The organism is Streptacidiphilus sp. PB12-B1b, assembly GCF_014084125.1.
Taxonomy (GTDB): domain Bacteria; phylum Actinomycetota; class Actinomycetes; order Streptomycetales; family Streptomycetaceae; genus Streptacidiphilus.
Genome location: NZ_CP048405.1, coordinates 2,096,448 through 2,121,958, shown reverse-complemented (window position 1 = coordinate 2,121,958; position 25,511 = coordinate 2,096,448). Strand labels below are relative to the sequence as shown.

Here is a 25,511-nt window from a genome sequence, read left to right as displayed (position 1 = left end):
ATTCCTGAATCCGGTAGGAACATCACACGGAATCGGGGAACCGTGCGGCCGGTTCCAGACGTCCGTCCTGCATCGACAGCACCCGGTCGGCCCGGTCCAGCAGCGCGCGGTCGTGCGTGACCAGGAGCGTCGCAGTCGTGTGCTCCCGGGTGGCGTCGGCGAGCAGGGCCATGATCCGGGCGCCGCGCTCGTGGTCCAGCGCCGAGGTGGGCTCGTCCACCAGCAGCACCGTCGGGCGGGAGTAGAGCGCCCGGGCGATGTTGACGCGCTGGCGTTCGCCGCCGGAGAGCTGGTGCGGCCGGCGCTGCTGGACCCGGCCGGCCAGCCCGACCGAGTCCAGCAGCCGCTCGGCGCGGGCCCGGGCGGCGCGCCGGTCGCCGCCGGAGAGGTGGGCGACCACCAGCAGTTGCTCCACCGCGGTGAGCGAGGCCAGCAGGTTGGACTGCTGGAACACCACGCCGATGTGCTTCCGTCGCAGAGCGGTGCTCTGCTTCGCGGACAGTGCTCCGGTCTCCTGGCCGCCGACCAGCACCTGACCCGAGTCGGGGCGCAGCAGCGTGGCCGCCACCGCCAACAGGCTGGACTTGCCCGAGCCGGAGGGGCCGACCACGGCGGTCAGCTCGCCGGGGGCGACCGCCAGCCCCACCCGGTCCAGGGCGGTGATCCGGCTGCCGCCGTCCGGATAGCTGAGCACGACATCGCGCAGCACCAGCCCGGCGGCGGGGTCGGCGGCGGCGGGGCGAGTGCGGTCGGTCATCGGTTGGCTCCCAGCGCGGTCAGCGGATCGACGGAGGTGATGCGGCGGACGGCCAGCGCGGCCCCGGCCAGGCCCAGCCCGACCATGGCCAGGACCGGCACGGCCGCGGTGGCGGGCGTCAGCGCGAACGGCGGACCGCCGCCGCCCGCCGGGCCGCCCCCGGCCAGCGCGCCGCCCGCCAGCCCGGCCGCCGCGCCGCCGAGCGTGCCCAGCGCCAGCAGCACCAGGGCCTGGCCGAGGGCGTCCCGGACCAGGTAGCCGCCGGACGCGCCCAGCGCCTTGAGGACGGCGATGTCGGCCCGGCGCTGCACCGTCCACACCGTGAAGAAGGCCCCGACGACCAGGGCGCTGACCGCGAACAGGAAGCCCTGGATCAGCTGCAGGCTGCCCTGTTCGGCGGAGTAGCCGTCGATCCCGGCCAGGGCGGCGGAGCGGGAGACCGCGTCGGTGCCGACCGCCCGGTCCAGCGCGGCGGTGTCCGCGCTGCCCGCGCTGACCGCCAGCACGCTGGGCTGCGCGGCCCCGCTGAGCTGCTGCCAGGTGGGCTCGGTGGTCCACACCGTGGGCGCGTGGGCGTAGGAGCGGTCGGCGGTGATGCCGGAGACCAGCAGCGTCCGGGCGCCGACGGTGACCGTGCTGCCGACGGCGATCCCGTCGGCGGCGGCGGTGGCACGGCCGACCGCGACCTGCCCCTCCCCCGGCGCGCTGCCGGAGAGCAGCGGCGGCAGCAGCCGGGCGGCCGTCCCCAGGACGCTCACCGAGGCCGCCGCGCCCGCGCTGGTCATCCTGGACATGGCGACGCCCAGCGGCTCGACCGACCGCACCCCCGGCGCGGACCGCCAGGCGGCCAGCTGGGCCGGGCTGATGCCGCTGTCGCTGAAGGACACCTCGGGCACCGCCCCGGCCGGGGCGCCGAAGACGATGCCGGGCACCGGCAGCCCGGCCACGGCCGAGGTGGACCCGGCGGCCAGTCCCCCGGTGAGGCCGTAGAGGAACACCACCAGCATGGTGATCAGCGCGACCACGGCTCCCATCAGGGCGAACCTCCCCCGGGCGAAGCGGATGTCACGCAGGGCGACGAACACGGTGGATCCTCCGGTGGTGGGGTCAGGACGCGGGGTCGGACGCCGGGGGTCGGGCGTCCGGTCTCCACCGTGCCCGGGCGGCGACCGGCGGCCATCGGGGAGAGGGCTGGTCCCGGATCAATCGAACGGTTGATGCCGCCGGGCGCCCCGCCCCGGCCGCCCGGCCGTAGGCTCGACGGTTGTGAGCAGCACCGAAGCCCCCTCCTCCGCCCATCCGCCGACGCTGCGGCTGCTGCGCATGACGCTGCACGCCATGTTCTACGCGCTGCTGGCAGCCGGCCTGAGCGGCGGCGTCCACCCCGCCGACCTGGTCGTCGGGGTGCTGCTGGCGCTGGCCTACGCAGCGGGCGGCCTGCCGGCGGTGCGGGCGCGGCGGCCCGTCACCTGGCTGTGGCTGGCGGCGGTGACCGTGCTGTGGGTGGCGCTGGCCGCGCTCGACCCGGCCGCCGGGTACGTGGCGTTCCCGCTGTTCCTGCTCTACCTGCACCTGCTGCCGCCGCGCTGGTCGCTCCCGGCGGTGGCCGCGCTCACCGGCGTGGTGGTGGCGGCGCAGTCCACCACCCCCGGCGGGCTGACCCCGGCGAAGGTGATAGGGCCGAGCGTGGGCGCGGTGGTGGCGGTGCTCACCGCCTACGGCTACGCGGCGCTCTACCGGGAGAGCAGCACCCGGCAGCGGCTGATCGACGACCTGGTGCGGACCAGGGACCGGCTGGCCGAGAGCCAGCGCGAGGCCGGACGGCTGGCCGAGCGGCAGCGGCTGGCCCGGGAGATCCACGACACCCTGGCCCAGGGCCTGTCCAGCATCGTGCTGCTGGCCCGCTCCGCCGAGAGCGCGCTGCCGCCCGGCGGGGCGTCCGCCGCCGCCCGGGAGCGGATCCGCGAGATCGGCGGCACCGCCGCGGACAACCTGGCCGAGGCGCGGCGCTTCGTGGAGGCGCTCACTCCCCCCTCGCTGCGGGACGCGACGCTGCCCGAGGCGCTGCGCCGGATCGCCGACGGCGTCGGCCCGGTGCCCGAGGTGGAGCTGCGGATCGACGGCGAGCCCGGGCCGCTGCCGGTGGAGACCGAGGTGGCGCTGGTGCGGCTGACCCAGGAGGCGCTGGCCAACGTCCAGCGGCACGCCGCCGCCGACCGGGTCGCGGTCACCCTGTCCTACCTGGACGACCAGGTGGCCCTGGACGTCTACGACGACGGCCGCGGCTTCGACCCGGAGGCCGCCCCGGCGGTCGGGCGCCCGCGCTTCGGGCTGCACGGGATGCGCGAGCGCATCGCCGAGCTGGGCGGGGACTTCGCCATCGAGTCGGCGCCGGGCGAGGGCACCGCCGTGGCCGCCGCCCTGCCGCGCGGCGGGGCCGTCCGGTGATCCGGGTGCTGCTGGTGGACGACCACCCGGTGGTGCGCCGGGGGCTGCGCGCGCTGCTGGAGGAGCTGCCGGAGCTGGAGCCGGTCGGCGAGGCGGCCGACGGCGACGAGGCGCTGCGGCTGCTGAACCGGCTCCGGCAGGCGGGCGGGCCGCGCCCGGACGTGGTGCTGATGGACCTGCAGATGGGCGCGGGGATGAACGGGGTGGAGGCCACCCGCCGGATCACCGCCCTGCCCGATCCGCCCTCGGTGCTGGTGCTCACCGTCTACAGCACCGACGCCGACATCCTGGCGGCGGTGGAGGCCGGGGCCACCGGCTACCTGCTCAAGGACGCCCCGCCGGAGGAGCTGGCCGCTGCGGTCCGGGCCGCCGCGCGCGGCGAGACGGTGCTCGCGCCGCCGGTCGCGGCCCGGCTGATGGGGCGGGTGCGGGCCGGGCGTCCGGCGCTGTCGCCGCGCGAGACGGAGATCCTGGAGCTGCTGGCCGAGGGCCTGGCCAACCGGCAGATCTCCAAGCGGCTGTTCATCAGCGAGGCCACGGTCAAGACCCATCTGGTGCACGTCTACGACAAGTTGGGCGTGGACAGCCGGACCGCCGCGGTGGCCGCCGCCATCAGCTCCGGCCTGCTGCGCAGCCGTTGAGCCAGGCCGGACGCGCGGACGCCGCGCCCCGGGCAGGGGGGCGCGGCGTCGGCGGGGTCGGCCGGCCGGTCAGCCGGTGCTTCCGGCGGCGGTGGGCGAGGCCAGCGCGGAGGCGCCGGCAGGGGTCAGCGTGCCCAGCGGCTTGCCCTTGTTCGCGGCGTCCACCATGGTCACCAGGGTCTGCGGGGTCAGCCCGGTGCCGTTGTAACTCGGGTACGCGGAGGTGCCGTTGAGCAGGATCGTGGGCGTGGAGGTGAAGCCGGACTTGTCGAAGTCGGTCTCCACCGCCGTCACCCAGGGGCCGTAGCTGTTGTGGTCGACGCAGGACTCGAAGGCCGGGGTGTCCAGGCCGGGCACCTGCTTGGCCAGGGTGATCAGCTTGGACCGGTCGGCCCAGGCGTCCACGGTCTCGTCCGGCTGGTTGGCGTAGAGCACGTCGTGGTACGGGTGGAACCGGCCGACGTTCTGCGCGCAACCCAGCGCGTTGGCGGCGTTCTTGGAGCCGTTGCCCTGGTCGTGCCGGTCGATGAAGGACACCACGTGGTAGTGGATCTGCACCTTGCCCGCGCCCAGCAGCTGGTTCACCGTGGTGTGGAACGCCTTCTCGAACTCGCCGCAGGCGGGGCAGCGGGGGTCCTCGTAGATGGTCAGCGTCGAGGGGGCGTTGACCGCGCCGACCGGGACCACCAGGTTGTTGCCGCCGGTCGTGCCCGCCGGAGCCTGCGAGGCGGTGTAGGAGCTGGAGTTGCTGCTCATCACCAGGATCCCGACGACCACCGCCACCACCAGCACCACGACTGCCGCGCCGATGACGCCGAGCTTTCTCAGCCGCTTCTCTCTGGCCTGCCGGGCGGCCCGCTCCTCCTGCATCCGTTCACGCGCGCTGCGCTTGGCTTCGCCGTTCTTCTGACTCATTGTGCTCATATCTACCAACTGCGAGGGGACGGGGTGTGCCGACGGGACCGTCGGCGGCGCTCAGTCGGCGGCGAGCCACCTGTCGAGCGACAACTTGCTGGCGGGCCGCCACAGCAGCCAGGCCGTGAGCAGGAGGAAGCCTGTGTCCCGCAGGATCTCCTGGAGGTACTCGGTCTTGGACGCGGCCACCGCGCCGCCGCCGCCGAAGCAGCCGCAGTCGATGGCGATGCCGCGCGCCCACACCGAGGCGATGCTGGAGATGTAGACCAGCAGCAGCACGCCGGAGACGAAGGCGGCGATCCGGGTGCCGAGGCCGACCAGCAGCAGCAGCGCCACCGCGATCTCCAGGAACGGCAGCCCGTAGCCGAAGGGCTTCACCAGCGACTCCGGCAGGATGCGGTAGGCCCGGACGGCCTGGGCGGCGGTCTCCGGGTCGGTCACCTTGGCCAGCCCGGCCCAGGCCCAGACCACGGCCAGGCCGAGCCGGACGGCGGTGCCGATCCAGTCGCGCACCTGCGGCGTCAGCGTCCGGGCGAGCGGCCCGCCCTCGGTTGGCCGCACCGCCGGCTCCCCTTCCGTACCGCTGCGCTGACGAGTGATCATCTGACATCCCCTCCCGGTGATGTGTGCTTCAGCCCCGCTCTGCGGCACTGCGGACCAACGACTGTAGCGCCGCGGGGTCGGTGAGCAGCTGCGGTCGCGCGCCCAGGTCGACCTCCCGGCCGTCCAGCAGCATCGAGGGGGTGCCGAAGTGCACGCCCGCCCGGTCGTACGCCTGTTGCGCCCGGACGACCCACTGCCGGTACCACAGCCGGTGCACCTCGCTGTCGAAGGCGGCGGAGCGCAACCCGGGCACGGCCGAGGCCAGTTCGAGCAGCCGCCCCTCGGTGAAGCCGTCGACGTCCTCCGGCGGCTGGTTGGCGAAGAGCAGCGCGTGGTAGAGCGGGAACCGGCCGTGGGCCAGGGCGGCGCGGGCGGCGTTGGTGGCCAGCTGGGCGCCGGGGCCGGGGAGCCGCTCGTCCAGCGAGGACTCCAGCACGTAGCGGATCAGCACCCGGTGGGCGGCGGCCAGATCGGCCAGGGTCCGGCCCTGGGCGCTCTCGAAGCCCTGGGTGGTGCTGCAGCGGAAGTCCTCGAACAGCGTCAGCACGGCCGGGGCGTCGCGGTAGCCGACCTCGACGGCGGATCCGTCGGCGCTGAGCACGGCGGGCAGGCCGAGCAGGGCGGCCCGCTGCGGCACGTCCGCGACCGGGCTCTCCCAGGCGTCGACGTCGGCGGCCGGGCCGGGCGCGGCGAGCGGGCCGGAGGCCGGGGCGGTGAAGGCGGCCCGCTGGACGCCGCCCTCGGCGAGGGCGCGGCCGACGCTGGACTCACCGCCCACGGCGGCGGCGAGCGCCACGACGGCGACGGCGACGCGGACCACCTGGGCACGGTGCACTGCGACCACAGCGGGACCTCCTCAGCTCGCGGTCGTGCGCACGCTCGGCATGCGCGCACGAGTGGCGTCGTCATGCGCCACCTGCCGGATCATCAACGAGGAGGAGTGCCGCTCGGGCACGCGCCACGCGGCGGCTCACCTGAACGGGTTACCGCGCGACGGATTCGCCCGCCCCCGCGCGGGGCGGGGGCGGGCGAAGGCGGTTCAGCGGGTGCGTACGCCCTTGGCCAGCTCGGCGGCCAGCTCGCGGACGGCCGCGTAGCCGGCGTCCTCGGTGGGCGCGTCCAGCAGCCGCTGGACGAAGGCGGAGCCGACGATCACGCCGTCCGCGAAGGCCGCGACCTCGGCCGCCTGGGCGGCGGTGGAGACGCCCAGGCCGACGCAGACCGGGGTGTCGGTGGTCGCCCTGACCCGCTTGACCAGGTCCTCGGCCAGCTCGCCGACCTGGTTGCGGGTGCCGGTGACGCCCATGACGGCGGCCGCGTAGACGAAGCCGGTGCCCTGGGCGGTGATGGTGCCCAGGCGCTCGTCCCGGCTGGACGGCGCGACCACGAAGACCGAGGCCAGGCCGTGCTCCCCGGCGGCGGCCAGCCAGGGACCGGCCTCCTCCACCGGCAGGTCCGGCAGGATGCAGCCGGCCCCGCCCGCGGCGGCCAGGTCGGCCGCGAAGCGCGCGGCGCCGTAGCGGTCCACCGGGTTCCAGTAGGTCATCACCAGCACCGGCACGGCCGGGTTGGCCGTGGTGACCTCGCGGACGGTCGCCAGCACGTCCCTGGTGCGGACGCCGTTGTGCAGGGCGATGTCGTCGGCGGTCTGGATGGTGGGCCCGTCCAGGACCGGGTCGCTGTGCGGCAGCCCGATCTCCACCACGTCGCAGCCGCCGTCGATCAGCGCCTGCACCGCCCGGGCCGCGCCGGGGATGGTGGGGAAGCCCGCCGGAAGGTAGCCGACCAGGGCCGCCCGCTGCTCCGCCCGGGCGGCCGCCAGCACGCTGTTGAGCTGCTCGTTCATCAGTTCTGCCCCGCCTCGTCGAGCAGGCCGAAGTACTCGGCGGCCGTGTGCATGTCCTTGTCCCCGCGCCCCGAGAGGCTGACCAGGATCACCGCGTCCGGGCCCAGCTCGCGGCCCAGCTCCAGCGCCCCGGCGAGGGCGTGCGCGCTCTCGATCGCGGGGATGATGCCCTCGGTGCGGGACAGCAGCCGCAGCGCCGACATGGCGGCGGCGTCGGTGCAGGGCCGGTACTCGGCCCGGCCGGCGTCCTTGAGGTAGGCGTGCTCCGGGCCGACGCCCGGGTAGTCCAGGCCCGCCGAGATGGAGTGGCTCTCGATGGTCTGGCCGTCCTCGTCCTGCAGGACGTAGGTGCGCGAGCCGTGCAGCACGCCCGGATCGCCCTTGGTGAGGGTCGCCGCGTGGCGCGGGGTGTCCGCGCCCTCGCCTGCAGCCTCCATGCCGATCAGCCGCACCCCGGCGTCCGGGATGAAGTCGTAGAAGATGCCCATCGCGTTGGAGCCGCCGCCGACGCAGGCCACCACGGCGTCGGGCAGCCGCCCGACCCGGTCCAGGACCTGCGCCCTGGCCTCGATGCCGATCACCCGGTGGAAGTCGCGGACCATCATCGGGAACGGGTGCGGCCCGGCGACCGTGCCGAACAGGTAGTGGGTGGAGTCGACATTGGCGACCCAGTCCCGGAAGGCCTCGTTGATGGCGTCCTTGAGGGTGCGGCTGCCGGAGGTCACCGGGACGACCTCGGCGCCGAGCATCCGCATCCGGGCCACGTTCAGGGCCTGCCGGACGGTGTCGACCTCGCCCATGTAGATGGTGCAGTCCAGGCCGAACAGGGCGGCGGCGGTGGCCGTGGCCACGCCGTGCTGTCCGGCGCCGGTCTCGGCGATCAGCCGGGTCTTGCCCATCCGGCGGGTCAGCAGGGCCTGCCCCAGCACATTGTTGATCTTGTGCGAGCCGGTGTGGTTCAGGTCCTCGCGCTTCAGCAGCACCCGGGCGCCGCCGGCCTCGGCGGAGAACCGGTGGACGTCGGTGAGCGGGCTGGGCCGCCCGGTGTAGTCCTTCAGCAGGCCCGACAACTCGGCGGCGAAGGCCGGATCGGCCTTGGCCTTCTCGTACTCGTCGGCGACCTGCTCGACGGCGGCGACCAGCGCCTCCGGGATGAAGCGCCCGCCGTACGCGCCGAAGTACCCGCGCGCGTCGGGGGTGATGTCGTGGGACGACATGTGATGGTTCCTCAGGGATGAGATCCGGTCAGGGGAATAGCGTGCAGCCTCAGCGGCCGGCGACGCTTCGCCATCGGCGTCCCTGCACCTGCCCGGGCTCGGCCCCGATCACATACCGCACCCGGCGGCCCAGCACCCGCCGCGCAGGCGCGCGGCAGCCCCGCTGGAGGACGTAGCCGATGCGCACCGGAGGGTGGGGGTCGGGTGCGAGGAACGAGTACCCGGCACCCGCCCGCAGGGCAGCGGCGGCGGCGTCCGACCCTCGACGCAGCAGGACGTAGCCGATGCGCACCGGAGGGTGGGGGTCGGGTGCGAGGAACGAGTACCCGGCACCCGCCCGCAGGGCAGCGGCGGCGGCGTCCGACCCTCGACGCAGCAGGACGTAGCCGATGCGCACCGGAGGGTGGGGGTCGTAGCCGATTCGCACCGGACGCCGCAGGGCGCAGCCGACGTGCACCGGAGGGTGGGCGTCGGAACGGGGGCGGGGGGTGGGGGTCATCGCGGGGGTCAGCCCCGCCCGTGCCGGATCGCCGGGTGGGCGCCGGCGGCGACCAGGTCGGCGACGGCGGCGCGCGGGTCGCGGCCGGTCACCAGGGTCTCGCCGACCAGGACGGCGTTGGCGCCCTCGTTGGCGTAGGCGATCAAGTCGTGCGGGCCGCGCACGCCCGACTCGGCGACCTTGACCACGTGGTCCGGGATGGAGGGCGCGACGTTGGCGAAGGTGTCCCGGTCGACCTCGAGGGTCTTCAGGTTGCGGGCGTTGACGCCGATGATCCTGGCCCCGGCATCCACCGCCCGGGCCACCTCCTCCTCGTCGTGCACCTCGACCAGCGGGGTCAGCCCGATCGACTCGGCCCGCTCGATCAGCGACACCAGCGCGGGCTGCTCCAGCGCGGCGACGATCAGCAGCGCCAGGTCCGCGCCGTACGCCCGGGCCTCCCACAGTTGGTAGGCGGTGACGATGAAGTCCTTGCGCAGCAGCGGGGTGTCCACGGCCGCGCGGACCGCCTTGAGGTCGGCCAGCGAGCCGCCGAAGCGGCGCTGCTCGGTGAGGACCGAGATGGCGGCCGCGCCGCCCGCCGCGTAGTCCGCCGCCAGCGAGGCCGGGTCGGCGATCGCGGCCAGCGCGCCCTTGGACGGGCTGGAGCGCTTGACCTCGCAGATCACCCGGACGCCCTCGCCGCGCAGTGCGGCGACCCCGTCCTTGGCCTGCGGTGCGCGCACCGCCATCGCCTTGAGGTCGTCCAGCGACACCCGGCTCTGCCGCTCGGCGAGGTCCTCACGGACGCCGGCGATGATCTCGTCGAGCACGCTCACGGGGCGCCCCCTTCTCGGGTGTACGGGTCGGCCGCCCGTTGACGGCCAGTGTCGATGCTAACGGCAGCGGCATTTGCTTTCGTTATCAGCAGCCGCCCGGTCTCGCCTGCCGGACACCGGGCGGGCCCGGCGCCGGACGCGGAGCAGCAGGTCGGGGCAGTCGCGGGCAGTTCGGGGGCGCGGCTCAGGGTGCCAGGAAGGCCCCGGCGGGCAGGTTCCGCAGGACGGTGAAGGCCAGCACCACCGCCGGCGCCCCGAGGGCCCAGGCCAGGCCCGGGCCGGGCAGCCGCAGCACGGTCCGCAGCCCGCGCGCCGAGCGGTACGTCCAGTGCGCCCAGACCAGCACCGCCGCCGTGCAGGCGAGCACGGCCAGGACGTTGTCGTGCACGGCCGTGGCCAGGTCTCCCCTGGTCAGCGCGTGGACGCAGCGCAGGCCGCCGCAGCCGGGACACCACCACCCGGTGGCCCGCAGGAACGGGCAGACCGGGTAGTGACCAGGCCGGCCGGGGTCGACCACCCCGACGTACGCCGTGGCCGAGGCGACCGCGGCGAAGGCCGCGGCCGGTCCGACCAGGCCGCGCGCCGCCGGTGAGGGCACCGGGGTGGTCAGACGCCGGAGCCGATCGGGGTCTGGTTCGAGGGGGCGGCGGTGTGGCTGCTGCCGGCCTTCTTGCCGAACCCGGCCATCGACATGACCTTGCCGACCACCGCGCCGAGGGCCGCGACGACCAGGCCCACAGCGACCAGCACGGGGCTGGGGACGACCATGGCCACAGCGGCGATGATGAAGCCGATGAACGAGACCCCGACACCGGTCCAGGCGGCGGTGGTGTGTCCGTGGGCGCTACCCGACATTACTGCTCCTTGGTTCTCTGGATGGCTCTCGTGGCCATTCTTCCGCATGCCGATCGGCGGTACCGGGCGGGGTGGCCGCGGGGCCGCGGGGGGCTACGCGGTCGGGTCCTCGCCCCGGTCGAGCGCCTTCCACAGGTCGGCCGGGGTGTGGTCCGGCCGGTTCGCGGCCGCGGCGGTGCCCGCCCCGACCCTACGGCGCTCGGGGGCCTCGTAGCGCGAGGACATGCCGGGCCAGTCCCGCCCGCGGGCGATCACCAGCAGCCCGGCGAGCAGCAGCAGCACCCCGCCGGCCGCCCCGGCCCACGGCCAGGCCGCGTGCGTGACATGCCCGGCGGTGGCCGTGCTGAGGCCCACGGCGGCGGCGGCCCGGCGGTCCAGGGCGGCGCTGCCGGTGGCGGCGCCGACGCAGGCGGCGACCACGGCGGCGCCGGCCAGCGCCAGCAGCCCGCCGACCAGGCGGCGGGCGTTGCCGCGCACCGCGAAGACGGCCACCGCGGAGGCCAGGGCGACCAGCGCCAGTGCGCTGGGCAGGCCGGTGGTCTGCGAGCCGGTGGCGCTGACGTGCAGCACCGAGCTCTGGAAGGCGACCTCGCCGCGGGCCCAGGTGCGTCCGGCGGCGAGCAGCACCACCGCCGCCCCGACCACCGCGAACAGCAGCATCAGCGCCAGGCTGCGGCGGTCCGGCGCGGGCCGGGCGTCGGCGGCGGTCGGCGGCACGGACGCGGCGGTCCCGCCGGTCTCGTCCTGCTGTTCGGTTCGGGGCTGCGGCAGAGCGGTCACCCTTCCAGTCTGCCCTGTGCCCGCTCGGCGGCCGGACGCAGGGTGCTCGCGGTGGCGACCGCGCGCAGCACCGCGGCGGCCTTGTTGCGGCACTCGGCGTCCTCGTTCTCCGGGACGGAGTCGGCCACGACGCCCGCACCGGCCTGCACGTACGCCACCTTGTCGCGGATCAGCGCGGTGCGGATGGCGATGGCGGTGTCGGCGTCCCCGGCGAAGTCGAGGTAGCCGACGCAGCCGCCGTACAGGCCGCGCCGGGTGGGCTCCAGCTCCTCGATGATCTGCATGGCGCGCGGCTTGGGCGCGCCGGAGAGCGTCCCGGCCGGGAAGCAGGCGGTGAGCACGTCGAAGGCGGTGCGGTCGTCGGCGACCCGGCCGGTGACGGTGGAGACGATGTGCATCACGTGGCTGTAGCGCTCGACGGTCATGAACTCGACCACCTCGACGCTGCCGGGCGCGCAGACCCGGCCCAGGTCGTTGCGGCCGAGGTCGACCAGCATCAGGTGCTCGGCCCGCTCCTTGGGGTCGGCCAGCAGCTCGGCGGCCAGGTCGGCGTCCTGCTCGGGGGTGGCGCCGCGCGGGCGGGTGCCGGCGATGGGGTGCACCATGGCCCGGCCGTCCTCGACCTTGACCAGGGCCTCCGGGCTGGAGCCGACCACGTCGAAGTCCTCGAACCGCAGCAGGTACATGTACGGGCTGGGGTTGGTGGCGCGCAGCACCCGGTAGACGTCCAGGGCGTCGGCCGGGCAGGGGGCCTGGAACCGCTGCGAGGGCACCACCTGGAACGCCTCACCGGCCCGGATGCGCTCCTTGACCGTCTCCACCGCGGCCCGGTAGGGCGCTCCGCCGAAGGGCGAGACCGCCTCCACCGAGGCGACCGGGGTGAAAGCGGCGGCCCCGGCGTCCACCGGGCGGGCCAGGTCGGCGGTCATGGCGTCGAGCCGGGCGACGGCGTCGGCGTAGGCGGCGTCCACGCCGGTGGGCCGGTCGTCCTGGTTGACCGCGTTGGCGATCAGCAGCACCGTGGCGTCGGTGTGGTCGAGCACCGCCAGGTCGGTGGCGAGCAGCATGGTCAGCTCGGGCAGGCCCAGGTCGTCCGGGGCGAGCTGCGGGAGCTTCTCCAGCCGGCGGACCACGTCGTAGCCCAGGTAGCCGACCATGCCGCCGGTGAACGGCGGCAGGTGCGAACTGCCGTGCAGGTCGCGGGGGGTGTGCAGGGCCTCGACGGTGGCCCGGAGCACCTGCAGCGGGTCGCCGTCGACGGGGATGCCGACCGGCGGCTTGCCGAGCCAGCGGGCGCCGCCCTCGGCGTCGGCGGTGAGCACGGCGGCGCTGCGGACCCCGACGAAGGAGTAGCGCGACCAGGAGCGGCCCTGCTCGGCGGACTCCAGCAGGAAGGTGTTGGGGCGCCCGGCGGCCAGCTTGCGGTACAGCGCCACGGGGGTGTCGCCGTCCGCCAGCAGTCGCCGGGTGACCGGGATGACCCGGCGGTCGACGGCGAGCTTGCGGAAGGTCTCAAGGTCGGGGGTGATCATGCCGGTGGTCATGGTCCTGGAGTCTAGACGGCGGACCCGCGGCTGGTGGGGGCTATTCGGCGGCGCTGCCGGACAGCGGCAGCGCGCCCGCGTCGAAGCAGGTCCGGTCGCCGGTGTGGCAGGCCGCGCCGACCTGGTCCACCTTGACCAGCACGGTGTCCGCGTCGCAGTCCAGCGCGACCGACTTGACCAGTTGCAGGTGGCCGGAGGTGTCGCCCTTGACCCAGTACTCGCTGCGGCTGCGGGACCAGTAGGTGCAGCGGCCGGTGGTGAGCGTGCGGTGCAGGGCCTCGTCATCCATCCAGCCCATCATCAGCACCTCCCCGGTGTCGTACTGCTGCGCGATGGCGGGCACCAGGCCGTGGGCGTCGCGCTTGAGGCGGGCGGCGACGGCCGGGTCGAGCGCGGTGCTGCCGGGGGCTGCGGGAAGGGCGGGGGCTGCGGGCATGCCCCCATTGTGCCAAGCCGTCCGACACCGGGCGCACGACGCGGCGCAGGACCGGCCGCCGGGCCCGCGCCGAGTCGTACGCTGGCTCCATGTCGAACTACGCGCGACGCGAACGCCTGCTGCTCGTCGATCTGTTGGAGGCCGTCGGCCCCGACGCGCCCACCCTGTGCACCGGGTGGAGGACCAGGGACCTGGCCGCGCACCTGGTACTGCGCGAGCGCCGCCCGGACGCGGCCGGGGGCGTGTTCATCAAGGCGCTGGCCGGGCGGCTGGCCAGGGTCCACGACGAGTACGCCGCCAAGCCCTACCCGGAGCTGCTGGAGCTGTTCCGCAGCGGCCCGCCGAAGGTGTCGCTGTTCGGCATCCCCGGCGCGGACGAGGCAGCCAACACCGTGGAGTACTACGTGCACGGCGAGGACGTCCGCCGCGCCCAGGAGGACGCCCAGCCGCGGGTGCTCGACCCGGACTTCGCCGAGCTGCTGTGGAAGCGGCTGGCCCGGATGGCGCCGCTGTCCGGCCGCCGCTCCCCGGCCGGCCTGGTGCTGCGCCGCCCGGACGGGCAGACCGCAGTGGCCCGCAAGGGCGCGCCGGTGGTGACGGTCACCGGCGAGCCGGGCGAGCTGCTGCTGTTCGCCACGGGGCGGCAGGCGCACGCGCTGGTGCAGGTGGAGGGCGATCCGGAGGCGGTGGCCCAGGTGCAGAAGGCGGAGCTGGGCATGTGACGCCCGGCGGCCGGGGCCCGCGTCTGCGGCGGCCTGCGCGGCCGGGCGGCCGTCAGCGGACCGGGTGCCCGGCCTCCCGCAGCGCCTGCTTGACCTCGCCGATGCGCAGCTCGCCGAAGTGGAAGACGCTGGCGGCCAGCACCGCGTCGGCTCCCGCCGCGACGGCCGGGGCGAAGTCGGCCAGCCGGCCCGCCCCGCCGCTGGCGATCACCGGCACCGCCACCCGGGCCCGGACCGCGCGCAGCAGCTCCAGGTCGTAGCCGTCCTTGGTGCCGTCGGCGTCCATGGAGTTCAGCAGGATCTCCCCGGCGCCCAACGCGGCCGCCCGCTCGGCCCACTCGACCGCATCCAGGCCGGTGCCGCGGCGGCCGCCGTGGGTGGTGACCTCGAAGCCGGAGGCGGTGGCGGCGCCGTCCCTGGTGCGGCGGGCGTCGATGGACAGCACCAGCACCTGGCGGCCGAAGCGCTCGGCGATCTCCCGGACCAGCTCCGGGCGGGTGACGGCGGCGGTGTTGACGCCGACCTTGTCCGCCCCGGCCCGCAGCAGCCGGTCGACGTCCTCCACCTCGCGGATGCCGCCGCCGACGGTCAGCGGGATGAAGACCTGCTCGGCGGTGCGGCGCACCACGTCGTACGTGGTCTCCCGGTCGCCGGAGGAGGCGGTGATGTCCAGGAAGGTCAGCTCGTCGGCGCCCTCGGCGTCGTAGAGCCGGGCCATCTCGACCGGGTCGCCGGCGTCGCGGAGGTTCTCGAAGTTGACGCCCTTGACGACGCGCCCGGCGTCGACGTCCAGGCAGGGGATGACACGAACGGCCAGCGTCATGCGGGGGTTGCTCCTAGTCTGCGGCCGCGCTCGCGGCCTTGCGGTACGCCTCGACCTCGACCTCCACGGCCATCCGGGAGTCGAGCAGGGCACTGACGACGACCATGGTGGCGGCGGGCCGCACCGCGCCGAACAGCTCCTTGTGGACCCGGCCGACGTCGTCGACGTCCCGGGCGTGCGTGACGTACATCCGGGTGCGGACCACGTCGGCGGCGGTCAGGCCGAAGCCGGCCAGGGCGTCCAGGGCCACGCCGAAGGCGGTGCGGGCCTGGTCGTGCGGGGAGCCCTCGAAGAGGATCCGCCCGTCGTCCCAGGCGGTGCAGCCGGAGACGAACACGAAGTCCCCGACGGCGACGGCACGGGAGAACCCGAACTGCTCCTCCCACGGACTCTGCCCGTTGACCCTTACCAGGGAGGCGTCCTGACGCTCTGTCGCTCGACGGTCGGTCATGCCGGGTTCATCTCCTTCAGGACACTGCTGCCAGCGCCTCTTCGAGGGTGAAAGCCTGTGCGTACAGGGCCTTGCCCACGATCGCGCCGTCGACACCCTGCGGGACCAGGGTGGCGATGTCCCGCAGGTCCTGGAGCGAGGACACGCCGCCGCTGGCGACGACCGCCCGGTCGGTGGCGGCGCAGACGTTGCGCAGCAGCTCCAGGTTGGGGCCGGCCAGGGTGCCGTCCTTGTCGACGTCGGTGACCACGTAGCGGGCGCAGCCCTCGGCGTCCAGCCGGGCCAGGGCCTCGTACAGGTCGCCGCCCTCGCTGGTCCAGCCGCGTCCGCGCAGGGTGGTGCCGACGACGTCGAGGCCGACCGCGATCCGGTCGCCGTACTCGGCGATGGCCTGGGCGACCCACTCCGGGGACTCCAGCGCGGCGGTGCCGAGGTTGACCCGGGCGCAGCCGGTGGCCAGGGCGGCCCGCAGCGAGTCGTCGTCGCGGATGCCGCCGGAGAGCTCCACCTTGACGTCGAGCCGGCCGGTGACCTCGGCCAGCAGGGCCCGGTTGTCGCCGGTGCCGAAGGCGGCGTCGAGGTCGACCAGGTGGATCCACTCGGCCCCGGCGCTCTGCCAGGCCAGGGCGGCGGCGAGCGGCTCGCCGTACGAGGTCTCGGAGCCGGAGGCGCCCTTGACCAGGCGGACGGCCTGGCCGTCGCGGACGTCGACGGCGGGCAGCAGGACGAGGCGGTCGGTGCCCGCGGGGTGCGTGCTCACAGCGTGGAGATCCAGTTCTTCAGCAGGGTCGCGCCGGCGTCGCCGGACTTCTCGGGGTGGAACTGCGTCGCGGACAGCGGGCCGTTCTCGACCGCGGCCACGAAGGGTTCGCCGTGCTCGGCCCAGGTCACCCGCGGCGGCCGGAGCTGCTCGATCGGCGGAAGCTCCCAGTGCCGGACGGCGTAGGAGTGGACGAAGTAGAAGCGGGCGTCGTCGTCCAGGCCGGCGAACAGGGCGCTGCCGTCGGCGGCCCGGACGGTGTTCCAGCCCATGTGCGGAACGATCGGGGCCTGCAGCGGCTCGACCGTGCCGGGCCACTCGTCGCAGCCCTCGGTCTCGACGCCGTGCTCGACGCCGCGGGCGAACAGGATCTGCATGCCGACGCAGATGCCGAGCACCGGGCGGCCGCCGGAGAGCCGGCGGCCGATGACCCGGTCGCCGCGGACCGCGCGCAGGCCCTCCATGCAGGCGGCGAACGCGCCGACGCCGGGCACCAGCAGGCCGTCGGCGTCCAGCGCGGTGCGGAAGTCGGAGGTCACCTCGACGTCGGCGCCGACCCGTTCCAGCGCCCGCTGGGCGGAGCGGAGGTTGCCGGAGCCGTAGTCGAGGACGACCACGTGCTTCGTCATGGCGGGTCCTTAGGGGGTGAAGGGGGGTCGTGGACGGCGGTTCAGGTGAGCTTCAGGACCCCGGTGGCGAAGCACATCAGGCCGGCCAGGGCCAGCAGCACGACCATGCTCATGGAGAGCTTCTGCTTCCAGAACGAGTACGCGCCGCCCATCAGGAAGAGGCCGGCGAAGATCAGTATGTAGACGAAGCCGTTCATGTGGCTCATGGCTTTACAGGGCGCCCTTGGTCGACGGGAGGATCCCGGCCGCTCGCGGGTCCAGCTCGCTGGCGTACCGCAGCGCCCGGGCGAGCGCCTTGAACTGGCACTCGACAATGTGGTGGGCATTGCGTCCATACGGTACGTGGACGTGCACGGCGATCTGCGCCTGGGCTACGAACGACTCCAGTATGTGCCGGGTCATGGTGGTGTCGTAGCTGCCGATCATCGGCGCCATGCCCTCGGGCTCGGTGTGCACCAGGTAGGGGCGGCCGGAGAGGTCGACGGTGACCTGGGCGAGCGACTCGTCCAGCGGGACGGTGCAGTTGCCGAAGCGGTAGATGCCGACCTTGTCGCCGAGCGCCTGCCGGAAGGCGGCGCCCAGGGCCAGGGCGGTGTCCTCGATGGTGTGGTGGGTGTCGATGTGCAGGTCGCCGTCGGTCTTGACGGTGAGGTCGAACAGGCCGTGGCGGCCGAGCTGGTCCAGCATGTGGTCGTAGAAGCCGACGCCGGTGCTGATGTCCGTCCGCCCCTGCCCGTCGAGGTCGATCTCGACCTTGACGGAGGTCTCCTTGGTGGTGCGCTCGACGCGCCCGACGCGGGTCATGAGGGCTGGGACTCCTTGAGCGTGGTGCGGAGGGCGTTCAGGAAGGCGTCGTTCTCGGCGGGTGTCCCGGTGGTGACCCGGAGCCGGCCGGGGATGCCGTTGTCGCGGACGAGCACGCCCTGGTCGAGCAGCGCCTGCCAGACGCCGTGGACCGAGTCGAAGCGGCCGAACTGGACGAAGTTGGCGTCGGAGTCGGTGACCTCCAGGCCCATCGCCCGCAGCTCGGCGACCAGCCGGTCCCGCTCGGACTTCAGCCGGTCCACGTAGCCGAGCAGGGTGTCGGTGAACTCCAGCGCGGCCAGCGCGGCGGCCTGGGTGACCGAGGACAGGTGGTAGGGCAGCCGGACCAGCTGGACGGCGTCCACCACGGCCGGGTCGGCGGCCAGGTAGCCGAGCCGCAGCCCGGCCGCGCCGAACGCCTTGGACATGGTCCGGGTGACCACCAGCAGCGGCCGGCCGTCGAGCAGCGGCAGCGCCGAGGGCTGGTGCGAGAACTCGCCGTACGCCTCGTCCACGACCACCAGCGTCGGCTTGACCGCCTGCGCGGCGTCGTACAGCGCGAGCACGGTCTCCTGGGCGACGGCGGTGCCGGTGGGGTTGTTGGGCGAGCAGACGAACAGCACGTCCGGGCGGTGCTCGGCGATCTCGGCCAGAGCCGCGCCCAGGTCGATGGTGAAGTCCTCGCCGCGGGCGCCCTGCAGCCAGCGGGTGCCGGTGCCGCGGGAGATCAGGTCGTGCATCTGGTAGGTGGGGGCGAAGCCCAGCGCGCTGCGGCCGGGGCCGCCGAAGGTCTGCAGCAGCTGCTGCAGCACCTCGTTGGAGCCGTTGGCGGCCCAGACGTTGGCCCGGCCGACCGGGTGCCCAGTGCTCCGGCTGAGGTACCCGGCCAGGGCCTCGCGCAGCTCGAGCGCGTCCCGGTCCGGGTAGCGGTTGAGGGTGCGGGCGGCCTCGGCGACCCGCTCGGCGATCCGGGCGACCAGCGCCTCGGGCAGCGGGTACGGGTTCTCGTTGGTGTTCAGCAGGACCGGGACGTCCAGCTGCGGTGCGCCGTACGGGGTCTTGCCCCTCAGCTCGTCGCGGATGGGCAGGTCGTCGATCTTCATGCCTGGGGAACCGTCCAGTCGAATCGCGCGCGCACGGCGTCGCCGTGGCCGGGCAGGTCTTCGGCGTCGGCCAGGGTCACCACGTGCGCGGCGACGTCGGCCAGCGCCTGGCGGGTGTACTCCACGACGTGGATGCCGCGCAGGAACGACTGCACGCTCAGCCCGGAGGAGTGGCAGGCGCAGCCGCCGGTGGGCAGCACGTGGTTGGAGCCGGCCGCGTAGTCGCCCAGCGACACCGGCGCCCAGGGGCCGACGAAGACCGCCCCGGCGTTGCGGACCCGGGCGGCGACGGCGGCGGCGTCGGCGGTCTGGATCTCCAGGTGCTCGGCGGCGTAGGCGTTGACCACGTCCAGGCCCTGCTCGACCGAGTCGACCAGGACGATCCCGGACTGCCGCCCGCCCAGCGAGACGGTGATCCGCTCGCTGTGCCTGGTCGCGGCGGTCTGCCGGGGCAGCTCCCGCTCCACCGCCTCGGCCAGCTCCACCGAGTCGGTGACCAGCACTGCGGCGGCCAGCGGGTCGTGCTCGGCCTGGCTGATCAGGTCGGCGGCGACGTGGACCGGGTCGGCGGTGGCGTCGGCCAGGATGGCGATCTCGGTCGGACCGGCCTCGGCGTCGATCCCGATGACGCCCTTGAGCAGGCGCTTGGCGGCGGCGACCCAGATGTTGCCGGGGCCGGTGACCAGGTTGACCGGGCGGCAGCGGCTGTCACCCTCGCCCGCGCCGTAGGCGAACATCGCCACGGCCTGGGCGCCGCCGACGGCGTACACCTCGTCCACGCCGAGCAGCGCGCAGGCGGCCAGGATCGAGGGGTGCGGCAGGCCGCCGAACGCGCGCTGCGGCGGGGAGGTCACCGCCAGCGAGGCGACACCGGCCTCCTGCGCCGGGACCACGTTCATCACCACGGAGGACGGGTAGACGGCCAGGCCGCCGGGCACGTACAGGCCGACCCGCTCGACCGGCACCCAGCGCTCGGTGACCGTGCCGCCGGGCACCACCCGGGTGGTGTGGTCGGTGCGGCGCTGCTCGTGGTGGACCAGCCGGGCGCGGCGGATGGACTCCTCCAGCGCGGCGCGGACCTTCGGGTCCAGCTCCTTCAGCGCGGTGTCGACGGCCTCCTTCGGCACCCGGATGTCGTCCAGCCGCACCCCGTCGAAGCGCTCGGTGATCTCGACGAGCGCCTCGACGCCGCGATGGCGGACGTCCTCGCAGATCGGCCGCACCTTCTCCAGTGCGGCCTCGACGTCCAGTTCGGCGCGTGGCAGGAACCCGCGCGGGTCGTCGGTGGAGCCCCTGAGGTCGATTCTCGAGATCACAGGCCCCAGTGTACGGAGCGCCCGGAGGCCCCGTCCGTGCTGACCACTCTCTGGGACACCACCGGGCACGGGGGCCGCGGCACCGGCCGGACGCGCCCGGCGAGCCGTCGGGGGGCGAAGTGGCCGTACTCTTACGCCCGTGACGGAACGGCTCCCCCTCTTCCCCCTCGGCACCGTGCTCTACCCGGGCCTGGTGCTGCCCCTGTCGGTCTTCGAGGAGCGCTTCCGCCGCCTGGTCGCGGACCTGCTGGAAGGCGCCGAGCCGCACCGGTTCGGTGTGGTGGCGATCCGCGACGGCCAGGAGACCGCGCCCACCGGCGTGGAGGGCGGCAACCCCGCCCTGGCCGGCCTGGGCGGCGACCCGGCGCGCTCGCTGTTCGACGTGGGCTGCGTCGCCGAGATCGCCTCGGTGGAATCCCGCGCGGACGGCGGCTACGACCTGCTGGTGACCGGCACCACCCGGTTCCGGACGCTGTCCTACGACTCCACCGGCCCCTATCTGACCGCCGAGGTCGAGCGCCTCAGCGAGGAGCCGGGAGCGGAAGCGGGGGCGCTCGCGCAGGGCGTGGAGCGGACCTTCCGCGCCTACCAACGGCGACTGGCCGGGGCCCGGGAGGCCAGCGTCGCCGGGGTGCAGGAGCTGCCGGACGATCCCATGGTGCTGTCGTACCTGGTGGCCGCCGCCTCGGTGCTGGCGATCGGGGACAAGCAGCGGCTGCTCGCCGCCGACACCGCCTCGACCCGGCTGGCCGCCGAGCTGGAGCTGCTGCGCCGGGAGACCGCGGTGCTGGCCAAGCTGCCCTCGCTGCCCGCGGTGGAGCTGGCCCGGCAGACCTTCAACCCCAACTGAGCGGGCACCCCCGACCGACCTGGCCCTAGCCGGTCACCTCGACCTGCACCGGCTGGGAGGTCGCCTCGGCGGACCAGAAGGTCGCCGGGGCGACCCAGGTGTAGGTGCCGGTCTGGCTCGCCCGGACGGTGGCGGTGAGGTCGCCCGCGGTGTCCGACTTGGCGGTGGCCACCACCGTCGGCCGGGTGCAGCTGCCGGCGCAGAACTCCAGCCGGACCCGCTCCCCCGGGTTGGCCACCAGCTGCTGCGAGCGCCAGTCCGGCTTGAGCACCTGGCCGCCGACGGTGAACGGCTCGCCCTTGGCGACCGGCGCGGTCACCCCGAAGATGGTCGCCGTCACCTGCTTGAGGATCTTGAACCGGCCGGCCTTGTCCTCGGTCCGCTTGTCGCCGTCGTTGGCGTGCGCGGTCGCCTGGACGTACCAGGAGCCCGCCATGTTGTCGAAGATCTGGTGCTCGGGCACGCTCACCGAGGACGTCCCGGTGCACACCGACTCGGTGTGCGACACCGCCGTGCAGCTCGCCTTGGACGGCACCAGGATGCCGTAGTTGGCGCTCCACAGGCCGATGCCGTCGACCGACCTGATGCCCGACTTGTCCTCGGCGGTGATGCTGAAGCTGATCGGCGAGGTGCCGGTGGGCCCCAGCACGATCGACCGGCCGCCGTTGACCACGACCCTGACGATGCGGGTGTCGCCGTGGGAGGACTGCTGCTGGATGGACGGCAGCAGGATTCCGCCCACCGCCAGCACCCCCGACACCAGAAGTGCCGCTGATCGTCTACGCATGGTCTCCGAGCACCCGTCTCCTCCGGCGGCTGTTCCGCCGGACGGCCGCCATTGTCCCCCGTACGAGTCGGATATGCGGTCACCGGGCTGGGTATGGGCATCGGAACAGCCCGGCAGGTGATCGCCGCGCTCCTGGGCCGGGCCGAACGGAAGAGGTGTTGGACGTGGACCGCTGCGTCGTCCTGGTGGATGCCGGCTACCTGCTCGGGGCCGCGGCGAGCCTGCTCGCCGGGGAGAGCTCGCGGTCGCGGATCTCGGTGGACCACGCCGAGCTGATCGGCCTGCTGCGGGAGCGGGCCGAGGCCGAGACCGGGCTGCCGCTGCTGCGGATCTACTGGTTCGACGCCGCCCCCGACCGAAGACCGATGCCGGAGCACCGGCGGCTGCGGGTGATGCCCCGGGTCACCGTCCGGCTGGGCGCGCTGACCCGCGCCGACGGCCGCTGGGTACAGAAGGGCGTGGACGCCGCGATGCACGCCGAGCTGTCCGAGCTGGCCCGCAACCGGGCCTGCGCCGACGTGGTGCTGGTCACCGGCGACGGCGACCTGCTGCCGGGGATGACCGCCGCCAAGGACTACGGCGTGGCGGTGCACCTGTGGGCGGTCCAGGCCGCCGACGGCGACTTCAACCAGTCCGAGGACCTGGTCGCCGAGGCCGACGAGCGCCGGGTGCTGGACCGGGAGTGGATCACCCGCTCGGTGGCGGTGCGGGAGCTCGCCCCGCCCTGCCCGCCGGCCGACCCGCGCCCGGACATCGCCAAGATCCTCTCCGCGCCGCGCCCGGTCGAACCGGTCTCGGACACCCCCGCCCAGCTGGCGGAGCTGGGCGAGCTGGACGCCCTGGCCGAGGACGACGCCAAGCCCGCGCCGCACCGGGTGCCCACCCCCAAGGAGATCGCCGACGGCCTCGGGCGCGCCCTGCCCGCCGCCCCCGCGCCGCAGCCGGCCGCGCCGTCCACCCTGCGCTGGTCCTCCGACCGCGGCTGGGTTGACCGCGCCTCGGAGAGCGGCGGCGCCGCCGACGGCCTGCCCACGCTGACCCAGCTGACCACCGCCGAGCAGAAGTGGGCCGACCGCGAGGAGGACATCACCGCCATCGGCGGCGACCCCACCGAGGTCGGTCAGGTCTTCGCGCACCGCTGGACCGAGCGGCTCGGCGACACCGCCCGGCTCTCCGCGCTGTGGACCGACTACCCGCGCATCCCGCACCGGGTCGACGGCGAGCTGCTGCGCTACGCCGCCCGCTTCGGCCTGCTCGCGCACAAGGACGACCAGATCGACGAGCACGACCGGTACGCCATCCGGGCCGGCTTCTGGCGGGAGATCGCCGCGCGCGTCCCCGGCGGCGAGGGCGTGGGAGCGGAGCACTGACGGCTGCGCTGTATCGTCGTCGCCTGTGATGCGCAGGGAGAACGTGGAGACGGACGACAGCTGCTGCCGCGTCCGGGACCTCGTCAAGACCTACCGCAGCGGGCGCGGCGCCAAGGCGCAGAAGGTCCGCGCCAACGCCGGGATCTCGCTGGACGTGCGGCGCGGCGAGGTCTTCGGGCTGCTCGGGCCGAACGGCGCGGGCAAGTCCACCCTGGTGCGCCAGCTCACCGGGCTGCTGCGGCCCGACAGCGGCAGCATCGACCTCCTCGGCCACGACATCGTGCGCCACCCCGAGCGCGCCTCCCGGCTGCTGGCCTACCTCGGCCAGGAGTCCACCGCGCTGGACGAGCTGACCGTGTCCCTGGCCGTGGAGACCACCGCCCGGCTGCGCGGCCTGGGCACGCCGCAGGCCCGGGCCGCGCGCGACGCGGTCCTGGACGAGCTGGCGCTGGAGCCGATCGCGCAGCGCACCCTGGGCAGGCTCTCCGGCGGCCAGCGCCGACTGGCCTGCTTCGCCACCGCGCTGGTCGGCGAGCGGCGGCTGCTGGTCCTGGACGAGCCGACCACCGGCATGGACCCGGTGGCCCGGCGCGCGGTGTGGTCGGCGGTGGAGCGCCGCCGGGAGAGCAGCGGCACCACCGTGATCCTGGTCACCCACAACGTGATCGAGGCGGAGACGGTGCTGGACCGGGTCGCGGTGGTCGACGAGGGCCGGATCATCGCCTGCGACACGCCCGGCGGCCTCAAGGCGCTGGTGGACGGCGACGTCCGGCTGGACCTGGTCTGGCGCGAGGAGCCGCCGATGGGGCTGCCGCTGGTGGCCGCGCTGGCCGGGCGCGCCGTACGCTCGGGGCGGCGGTGGACCGTCCGCGCCGACCCCGAGGAGGCCCGCGAGCTGGTCGCCCGGGTCACCACCGGCCCGGCCTTCGCCGCCCTGGACGACTTCTCACTCAGCACGCCCGGCCTGGAGGACGTGTACCTGCTGCTCGGCGGACGCCACGAAGGACTCGTGAAATGACGACCACGGCAATCCCGGCCAGAACCGTCGAGCTGGCCCCCCGGGCGGCGCTGCTGCCCGCGCTCGGCGCGGTCTACCGGGCGCAGCTGTCCCGCGCCCGGGTGTCCCGGATCCCGCTGCTGTTCGTGGCCACCTTCCAGTCGCTGGGGATCATGGTGATGATGCGCGGCGTCGTCGGCACCGGTCCGGCCGACACCGGCGCGGCCCGGGACGTGGTGGCCGGCTCCAGCGTGCTGGTGGTGGCGTTCGTGGCGCTGAACCTGCTGGCCCAGTACTTCGGCCGGCTGCAGGCCTCCGGCGGGCTGGACCACTACGCGACGCTGCCGGTCCCGGCCGCCGCGGTGGTGCTGGGGACGGCCGGGGCGTACGCCTCGTTCACCGTGCCGGGGACGCTGCTGACGGCGGCGGCGGGCTGCGTCCTGTTCCAGCTGTCCTGGCTGCACCTGTGGGTGCTGCTGCTGGTGGTGCCGCTGTCCGGGGCGGCGCTGTCCGGGGTCGGCGCGGCCTGCGGGCTGCTGGCCGACCGGCAGGAGATCGCCACCCTGCTGGGCCAGCTGGGGATGTCGGCGGCGCTGCTGCTGGGCGTGCTGCCGCCGAGCCACATGCCCGAGCCGATCCGCTGGCTGCGCGACCTGCTGCCCTCGACCTACGGCGTGGACGCGCTGGCCCGGACCTTCGCCGCGCGTCCGGACTGGGCGGCGGTCGGCGCCGACCTGACCGTCTGCGCGGTGGTCGGGGCGGCCTCGCTGGCGCTGGCCACCTGGGCCTACCGACGCGCCGCGACCAGGGCCTGAGGTCCGTGGGACGATGACGCCGTGACCGCACCGAACACGGACCCCGAGACCGAGACCGAGGCCCCCCGCCGGGCCCGGCCATCCGCCCGCGCCCTGCGGACCGAGCTGCTCGTCGGCCTGGCGCTGGTGGCCGGATCCGCCCTGCTGGGCCTGGTGATGGGCCTGGTGTGGCACTGGGTGGCGCCGAAGGTGCCGCTGTACGCGGACAGCAGCGACATCTACCTGCTGGACCCGGAGGGCGAGCAGTCGATCTCGGCCGACCTGTACTTCGCCGGCATCGGCCTGGTCTGCGGCCTGCTCACCGGCGGCCTGGCGTACTGGCGCTCGCGCGCCCGGCAGGGCGGGATCGCGGTGGCGGTCGGGCTGGCCCTGGGCGGCCTGGCGGGCGGGTACGTCGCCTGGAAGCTCGGCGTGGCGCTGGGCCCGAGCGGCAACATCGTCGCCACCGCCAAGTCGGTGCCGCTGGGCCGGACCTTCTACGGCCCGCTGGCGCTGACCGCCAAGGGCGTCCTGCTGGCCTGGCCGGCCGCCTCGCTGCTGGCGCTGGTGGCGCTGACCGGCCTGTTCACCCCCAAGCCCGCGGCGCTCCCGGAGTACCGGGAGGACGACGGGGAGCCGGCCGCGGAGCCGTTCCCGGAGCTGCCCGCGGATCCGCACCCGGACCGTCCGCAGCTGCGCGAGGAGCCCCGCCCGGAGCGCCGCGAGACGCCGTAGGGCCGCGCTAG

General features: G+C 74.6%; 31 protein-coding genes. 8 read left to right on the top strand and 23 right to left on the bottom strand.

Going from position 1 to position 25,511, the window contains the following annotated elements; translation table 11 throughout:
• Positions 1–22 precede the first annotated feature (22 nt).
• Both GXW83_RS09655 and GXW83_RS09650 read right to left on the bottom strand, forming a co-directional pair.
• The gene (locus GXW83_RS09655) at positions 23–757 is read right to left on the bottom strand and encodes an ABC transporter ATP-binding protein (RefSeq protein ID WP_182442662.1); all 735 of its coding nucleotides are present in this window, start codon (positions 755–757) and stop codon (positions 23–25) included.
• On the bottom strand, positions 754–1,842 hold the full coding sequence (locus GXW83_RS09650; protein ID WP_182442661.1) for an FtsX-like permease family protein: 1,089 nt from the start codon (positions 1,840–1,842) through the stop codon (positions 754–756). The genes GXW83_RS09655 and GXW83_RS09650 overlap by 4 nt, the downstream gene beginning before the upstream one ends.
• 181 nt (positions 1,843–2,023) lie before the next feature.
• Here GXW83_RS09650 and GXW83_RS09645 point away from each other — a divergent pair, with 181 nt between their 5' ends.
• Both GXW83_RS09645 and GXW83_RS09640 read left to right on the top strand, forming a co-directional pair.
• Positions 2,024–3,205 carry a sensor histidine kinase gene (locus GXW83_RS09645; protein WP_225446869.1) on the top strand — a complete coding sequence of 394 codons (1,182 nt, stop codon included), beginning with the start codon at positions 2,024–2,026 and terminating at the stop codon, positions 3,203–3,205.
• Positions 3,202–3,846, top strand: a complete 645-nt coding sequence (locus GXW83_RS09640) for a response regulator transcription factor (protein ID WP_182442660.1) — start codon at positions 3,202–3,204, stop codon at positions 3,844–3,846. Before GXW83_RS09645 ends, GXW83_RS09640 begins: the two co-directional genes overlap by 4 nt.
• 69 nt (positions 3,847–3,915) lie before the next feature.
• Here GXW83_RS09640 and GXW83_RS09635 read toward each other — a convergent pair whose 3' ends face one another.
• The 12 genes from GXW83_RS09635 to hisI form a co-directional block, all read right to left on the bottom strand.
• Positions 3,916–4,770 (bottom strand): thioredoxin domain-containing protein, encoded by an 855-nt coding sequence (locus GXW83_RS09635; protein WP_225446868.1) that lies wholly within the window; start codon positions 4,768–4,770, stop codon positions 3,916–3,918.
• 51 nt (positions 4,771–4,821) lie between these two features.
• A complete protein-coding gene (locus tag GXW83_RS09630) occupies positions 4,822–5,322 on the bottom strand; it encodes a MauE/DoxX family redox-associated membrane protein (protein ID WP_225446867.1) in 501 nt (166 codons plus the stop codon).
• Between the two features lie 70 nt (positions 5,323–5,392).
• Positions 5,393–6,208: a thioredoxin domain-containing protein gene (locus tag GXW83_RS09625; RefSeq protein WP_182442658.1), complete on the bottom strand. Its 816-nt coding sequence runs from the start codon at positions 6,206–6,208 to the stop codon at positions 5,393–5,395.
• A gap of 195 nt (positions 6,209–6,403) precedes the next feature.
• Entirely contained in the window at positions 6,404–7,210 is an 807-nt protein-coding gene (gene trpA / locus GXW83_RS09620; RefSeq protein WP_182442657.1) for a tryptophan synthase subunit alpha, read from the bottom strand.
• Entirely contained in the window at positions 7,210–8,427 is a 1,218-nt protein-coding gene (gene trpB, locus GXW83_RS09615) for a tryptophan synthase subunit beta (RefSeq protein ID WP_182442656.1), read from the bottom strand. Before trpB ends, trpA begins: the two co-directional genes overlap by 1 nt.
• 49 nt (positions 8,428–8,476) lie before the next feature.
• Positions 8,477–8,665 carry a tryptophan biosynthesis modulator TrpM gene (trpM, locus tag GXW83_RS35310; protein WP_370466869.1) on the bottom strand — a complete coding sequence of 63 codons (189 nt, stop codon included), beginning with the start codon at positions 8,663–8,665 and terminating at the stop codon, positions 8,477–8,479.
• A gap of 269 nt (positions 8,666–8,934) precedes the next feature.
• Positions 8,935–9,744 (bottom strand): indole-3-glycerol phosphate synthase TrpC, encoded by an 810-nt coding sequence (gene trpC, locus GXW83_RS09605; RefSeq protein WP_182442655.1) that lies wholly within the window; start codon positions 9,742–9,744, stop codon positions 8,935–8,937.
• A gap of 184 nt (positions 9,745–9,928) precedes the next feature.
• The gene (locus tag GXW83_RS09600; RefSeq protein WP_225446866.1) at positions 9,929–10,342 is read right to left on the bottom strand and encodes a DUF2752 domain-containing protein; all 414 of its coding nucleotides are present in this window, start codon (positions 10,340–10,342) and stop codon (positions 9,929–9,931) included.
• Between the two features lie 8 nt (positions 10,343–10,350).
• A complete protein-coding gene (locus GXW83_RS09595; protein ID WP_182442654.1) occupies positions 10,351–10,599 on the bottom strand; it encodes an HGxxPAAW family protein in 249 nt (82 codons plus the stop codon).
• Positions 10,600–10,692: 93 nt separating this feature from the next.
• A complete protein-coding gene (locus tag GXW83_RS09590; protein WP_370466622.1) occupies positions 10,693–11,379 on the bottom strand; it encodes a TIGR02234 family membrane protein in 687 nt (228 codons plus the stop codon).
• Positions 11,376–12,923: an anthranilate synthase component I gene (locus GXW83_RS09585; RefSeq protein ID WP_182442653.1), complete on the bottom strand. Its 1,548-nt coding sequence runs from the start codon at positions 12,921–12,923 to the stop codon at positions 11,376–11,378. Before GXW83_RS09585 ends, GXW83_RS09590 begins: the two co-directional genes overlap by 4 nt.
• Positions 12,924–12,963: 40 nt before the next feature.
• Positions 12,964–13,359 carry a phosphoribosyl-AMP cyclohydrolase gene (gene hisI / locus GXW83_RS09580; RefSeq protein ID WP_182442652.1) on the bottom strand — a complete coding sequence of 132 codons (396 nt, stop codon included), beginning with the start codon at positions 13,357–13,359 and terminating at the stop codon, positions 12,964–12,966.
• Between the two features lie 89 nt (positions 13,360–13,448).
• On the opposite strand from hisI, the gene GXW83_RS09575 reads away from it, so the two are divergent.
• Positions 13,449–14,081, top strand: a complete 633-nt coding sequence (locus tag GXW83_RS09575) for a TIGR03085 family metal-binding protein (RefSeq protein WP_182442651.1) — start codon at positions 13,449–13,451, stop codon at positions 14,079–14,081.
• 52 nt (positions 14,082–14,133) lie between these two features.
• Here GXW83_RS09575 and hisF read toward each other — a convergent pair whose 3' ends face one another.
• The 8 genes from hisF to hisD are packed head-to-tail and all read right to left on the bottom strand — an operon-like array spanning position 14,134 to position 19,967.
• Positions 14,134–14,904 (bottom strand): imidazole glycerol phosphate synthase subunit HisF, encoded by a 771-nt coding sequence (gene hisF / locus GXW83_RS09570; RefSeq protein ID WP_182442650.1) that lies wholly within the window; start codon positions 14,902–14,904, stop codon positions 14,134–14,136.
• A 13-nt stretch (positions 14,905–14,917) separates the two neighbouring features.
• Positions 14,918–15,355, bottom strand: coding sequence for a RidA family protein (locus tag GXW83_RS09565; RefSeq protein WP_182442649.1), 438 nt, complete (start codon positions 15,353–15,355; stop codon positions 14,918–14,920).
• A gap of 16 nt (positions 15,356–15,371) precedes the next feature.
• Positions 15,372–16,115 carry a bifunctional 1-(5-phosphoribosyl)-5-((5-phosphoribosylamino)methylideneamino)imidazole-4-carboxamide isomerase/phosphoribosylanthranilate isomerase PriA gene (gene priA, locus GXW83_RS09560; protein ID WP_182442648.1) on the bottom strand — a complete coding sequence of 248 codons (744 nt, stop codon included), beginning with the start codon at positions 16,113–16,115 and terminating at the stop codon, positions 15,372–15,374.
• Positions 16,112–16,744: an imidazole glycerol phosphate synthase subunit HisH gene (hisH, locus tag GXW83_RS09555; protein ID WP_182442647.1), complete on the bottom strand. Its 633-nt coding sequence runs from the start codon at positions 16,742–16,744 to the stop codon at positions 16,112–16,114. Before hisH ends, priA begins: the two co-directional genes overlap by 4 nt.
• Positions 16,745–16,785: 41 nt before the next feature.
• Entirely contained in the window at positions 16,786–16,950 is a 165-nt protein-coding gene (locus tag GXW83_RS09550) for a hypothetical protein (protein WP_182447742.1), read from the bottom strand.
• A gap of 4 nt (positions 16,951–16,954) precedes the next feature.
• Positions 16,955–17,548, bottom strand: coding sequence for an imidazoleglycerol-phosphate dehydratase HisB (gene hisB, locus GXW83_RS09545; RefSeq protein WP_182442646.1), 594 nt, complete (start codon positions 17,546–17,548; stop codon positions 16,955–16,957).
• Complete coding sequence (locus GXW83_RS09540; protein ID WP_182442645.1) at positions 17,545–18,651, bottom strand: histidinol-phosphate transaminase; 1,107 nt, start codon at positions 18,649–18,651, stop codon at positions 17,545–17,547. The genes hisB and GXW83_RS09540 overlap by 4 nt, the downstream gene beginning before the upstream one ends.
• Positions 18,648–19,967, bottom strand: a complete 1,320-nt coding sequence (gene hisD / locus GXW83_RS09535) for a histidinol dehydrogenase (protein WP_182442644.1) — start codon at positions 19,965–19,967, stop codon at positions 18,648–18,650. Before hisD ends, GXW83_RS09540 begins: the two co-directional genes overlap by 4 nt.
• 139 nt (positions 19,968–20,106) lie before the next feature.
• Here hisD and GXW83_RS09530 point away from each other — a divergent pair, with 139 nt between their 5' ends.
• Positions 20,107–20,817 carry an LON peptidase substrate-binding domain-containing protein gene (locus GXW83_RS09530; protein ID WP_182442643.1) on the top strand — a complete coding sequence of 237 codons (711 nt, stop codon included), beginning with the start codon at positions 20,107–20,109 and terminating at the stop codon, positions 20,815–20,817.
• Positions 20,818–20,842: 25 nt separating this feature from the next.
• Here the strand turns inward: GXW83_RS09530 and GXW83_RS09525 are convergent, their stop codons facing one another.
• A complete protein-coding gene (locus tag GXW83_RS09525; RefSeq protein ID WP_182442642.1) occupies positions 20,843–21,604 on the bottom strand; it encodes a hypothetical protein in 762 nt (253 codons plus the stop codon).
• A gap of 164 nt (positions 21,605–21,768) precedes the next feature.
• Between GXW83_RS09525 and GXW83_RS09520 the strand changes: the two genes are divergently transcribed.
• From GXW83_RS09520 to GXW83_RS09505, 4 genes are read left to right on the top strand one after another with little or no spacing between them, the layout of a single operon-like run.
• Positions 21,769–22,974, top strand: coding sequence for an NYN domain-containing protein (locus tag GXW83_RS09520; protein ID WP_182442641.1), 1,206 nt, complete (start codon positions 21,769–21,771; stop codon positions 22,972–22,974).
• Between the two features lie 28 nt (positions 22,975–23,002).
• Positions 23,003–23,992, top strand: a complete 990-nt coding sequence (locus GXW83_RS09515; protein WP_182442640.1) for an ABC transporter ATP-binding protein — start codon at positions 23,003–23,005, stop codon at positions 23,990–23,992.
• Positions 23,989–24,786 (top strand): ABC transporter permease, encoded by a 798-nt coding sequence (locus GXW83_RS09510; RefSeq protein ID WP_182442639.1) that lies wholly within the window; start codon positions 23,989–23,991, stop codon positions 24,784–24,786. The genes GXW83_RS09515 and GXW83_RS09510 overlap by 4 nt, the downstream gene beginning before the upstream one ends.
• Positions 24,787–24,807: 21 nt before the next feature.
• A complete protein-coding gene (locus tag GXW83_RS09505; protein WP_182442638.1) occupies positions 24,808–25,500 on the top strand; it encodes a hypothetical protein in 693 nt (230 codons plus the stop codon).
• The last annotated feature ends 11 nt before the right edge of the window (positions 25,501–25,511 follow it).

Excerpts from the sequence above, each read along its gene's own strand:
- GXW83_RS09655 (WP_182442662.1), bottom strand. The coding sequence starts at position 757 with ATGACCGACCGCACTCGCCCCGCCGCCGCCGACCCCGCCGCCGGGCTG.
- GXW83_RS09635 (WP_225446868.1), bottom strand. The coding sequence starts at position 4,770 with ATGAGCACAATGAGTCAGAAGAACGGCGAAGCCAAGCGCAGCGCGCGT.
- trpA (WP_182442657.1), bottom strand. The coding sequence starts at position 7,210 with ATGAACGAGCAGCTCAACAGCGTGCTGGCGGCCGCCCGGGCGGAGCAG.
- trpB (WP_182442656.1), bottom strand. The coding sequence starts at position 8,427 with ATGTCGTCCCACGACATCACCCCCGACGCGCGCGGGTACTTCGGCGCG.
- GXW83_RS09595 (WP_182442654.1), bottom strand. The coding sequence starts at position 10,599 with ATGTCGGGTAGCGCCCACGGACACACCACCGCCGCCTGGACCGGTGTC.
- GXW83_RS09585 (WP_182442653.1), bottom strand. The coding sequence starts at position 12,923 with ATGACCACCGGCATGATCACCCCCGACCTTGAGACCTTCCGCAAGCTC.
- hisI (WP_182442652.1), bottom strand. The coding sequence starts at position 13,359 with ATGCCCGCAGCCCCCGCCCTTCCCGCAGCCCCCGGCAGCACCGCGCTC.
- GXW83_RS09575 (WP_182442651.1), top strand. The coding sequence starts at position 13,449 with ATGTCGAACTACGCGCGACGCGAACGCCTGCTGCTCGTCGATCTGTTG.
- hisF (WP_182442650.1), bottom strand. The coding sequence starts at position 14,904 with ATGACGCTGGCCGTTCGTGTCATCCCCTGCCTGGACGTCGACGCCGGG.
- GXW83_RS09565 (WP_182442649.1), bottom strand. The coding sequence starts at position 15,355 with ATGACCGACCGTCGAGCGACAGAGCGTCAGGACGCCTCCCTGGTAAGG.
- hisH (WP_182442647.1), bottom strand. The coding sequence starts at position 16,744 with ATGACGAAGCACGTGGTCGTCCTCGACTACGGCTCCGGCAACCTCCGC.
- GXW83_RS09550 (WP_182447742.1), bottom strand. The coding sequence starts at position 16,950 with ATGAGCCACATGAACGGCTTCGTCTACATACTGATCTTCGCCGGCCTC.
- hisB (WP_182442646.1), bottom strand. The coding sequence starts at position 17,548 with ATGACCCGCGTCGGGCGCGTCGAGCGCACCACCAAGGAGACCTCCGTC.
- GXW83_RS09540 (WP_182442645.1), bottom strand. The coding sequence starts at position 18,651 with ATGAAGATCGACGACCTGCCCATCCGCGACGAGCTGAGGGGCAAGACC.
- GXW83_RS09525 (WP_182442642.1), bottom strand. The coding sequence starts at position 21,604 with ATGCGTAGACGATCAGCGGCACTTCTGGTGTCGGGGGTGCTGGCGGTG.
- GXW83_RS09515 (WP_182442640.1), top strand. The coding sequence starts at position 23,003 with ATGCGCAGGGAGAACGTGGAGACGGACGACAGCTGCTGCCGCGTCCGG.
- GXW83_RS09510 (WP_182442639.1), top strand. The coding sequence starts at position 23,989 with ATGACGACCACGGCAATCCCGGCCAGAACCGTCGAGCTGGCCCCCCGG.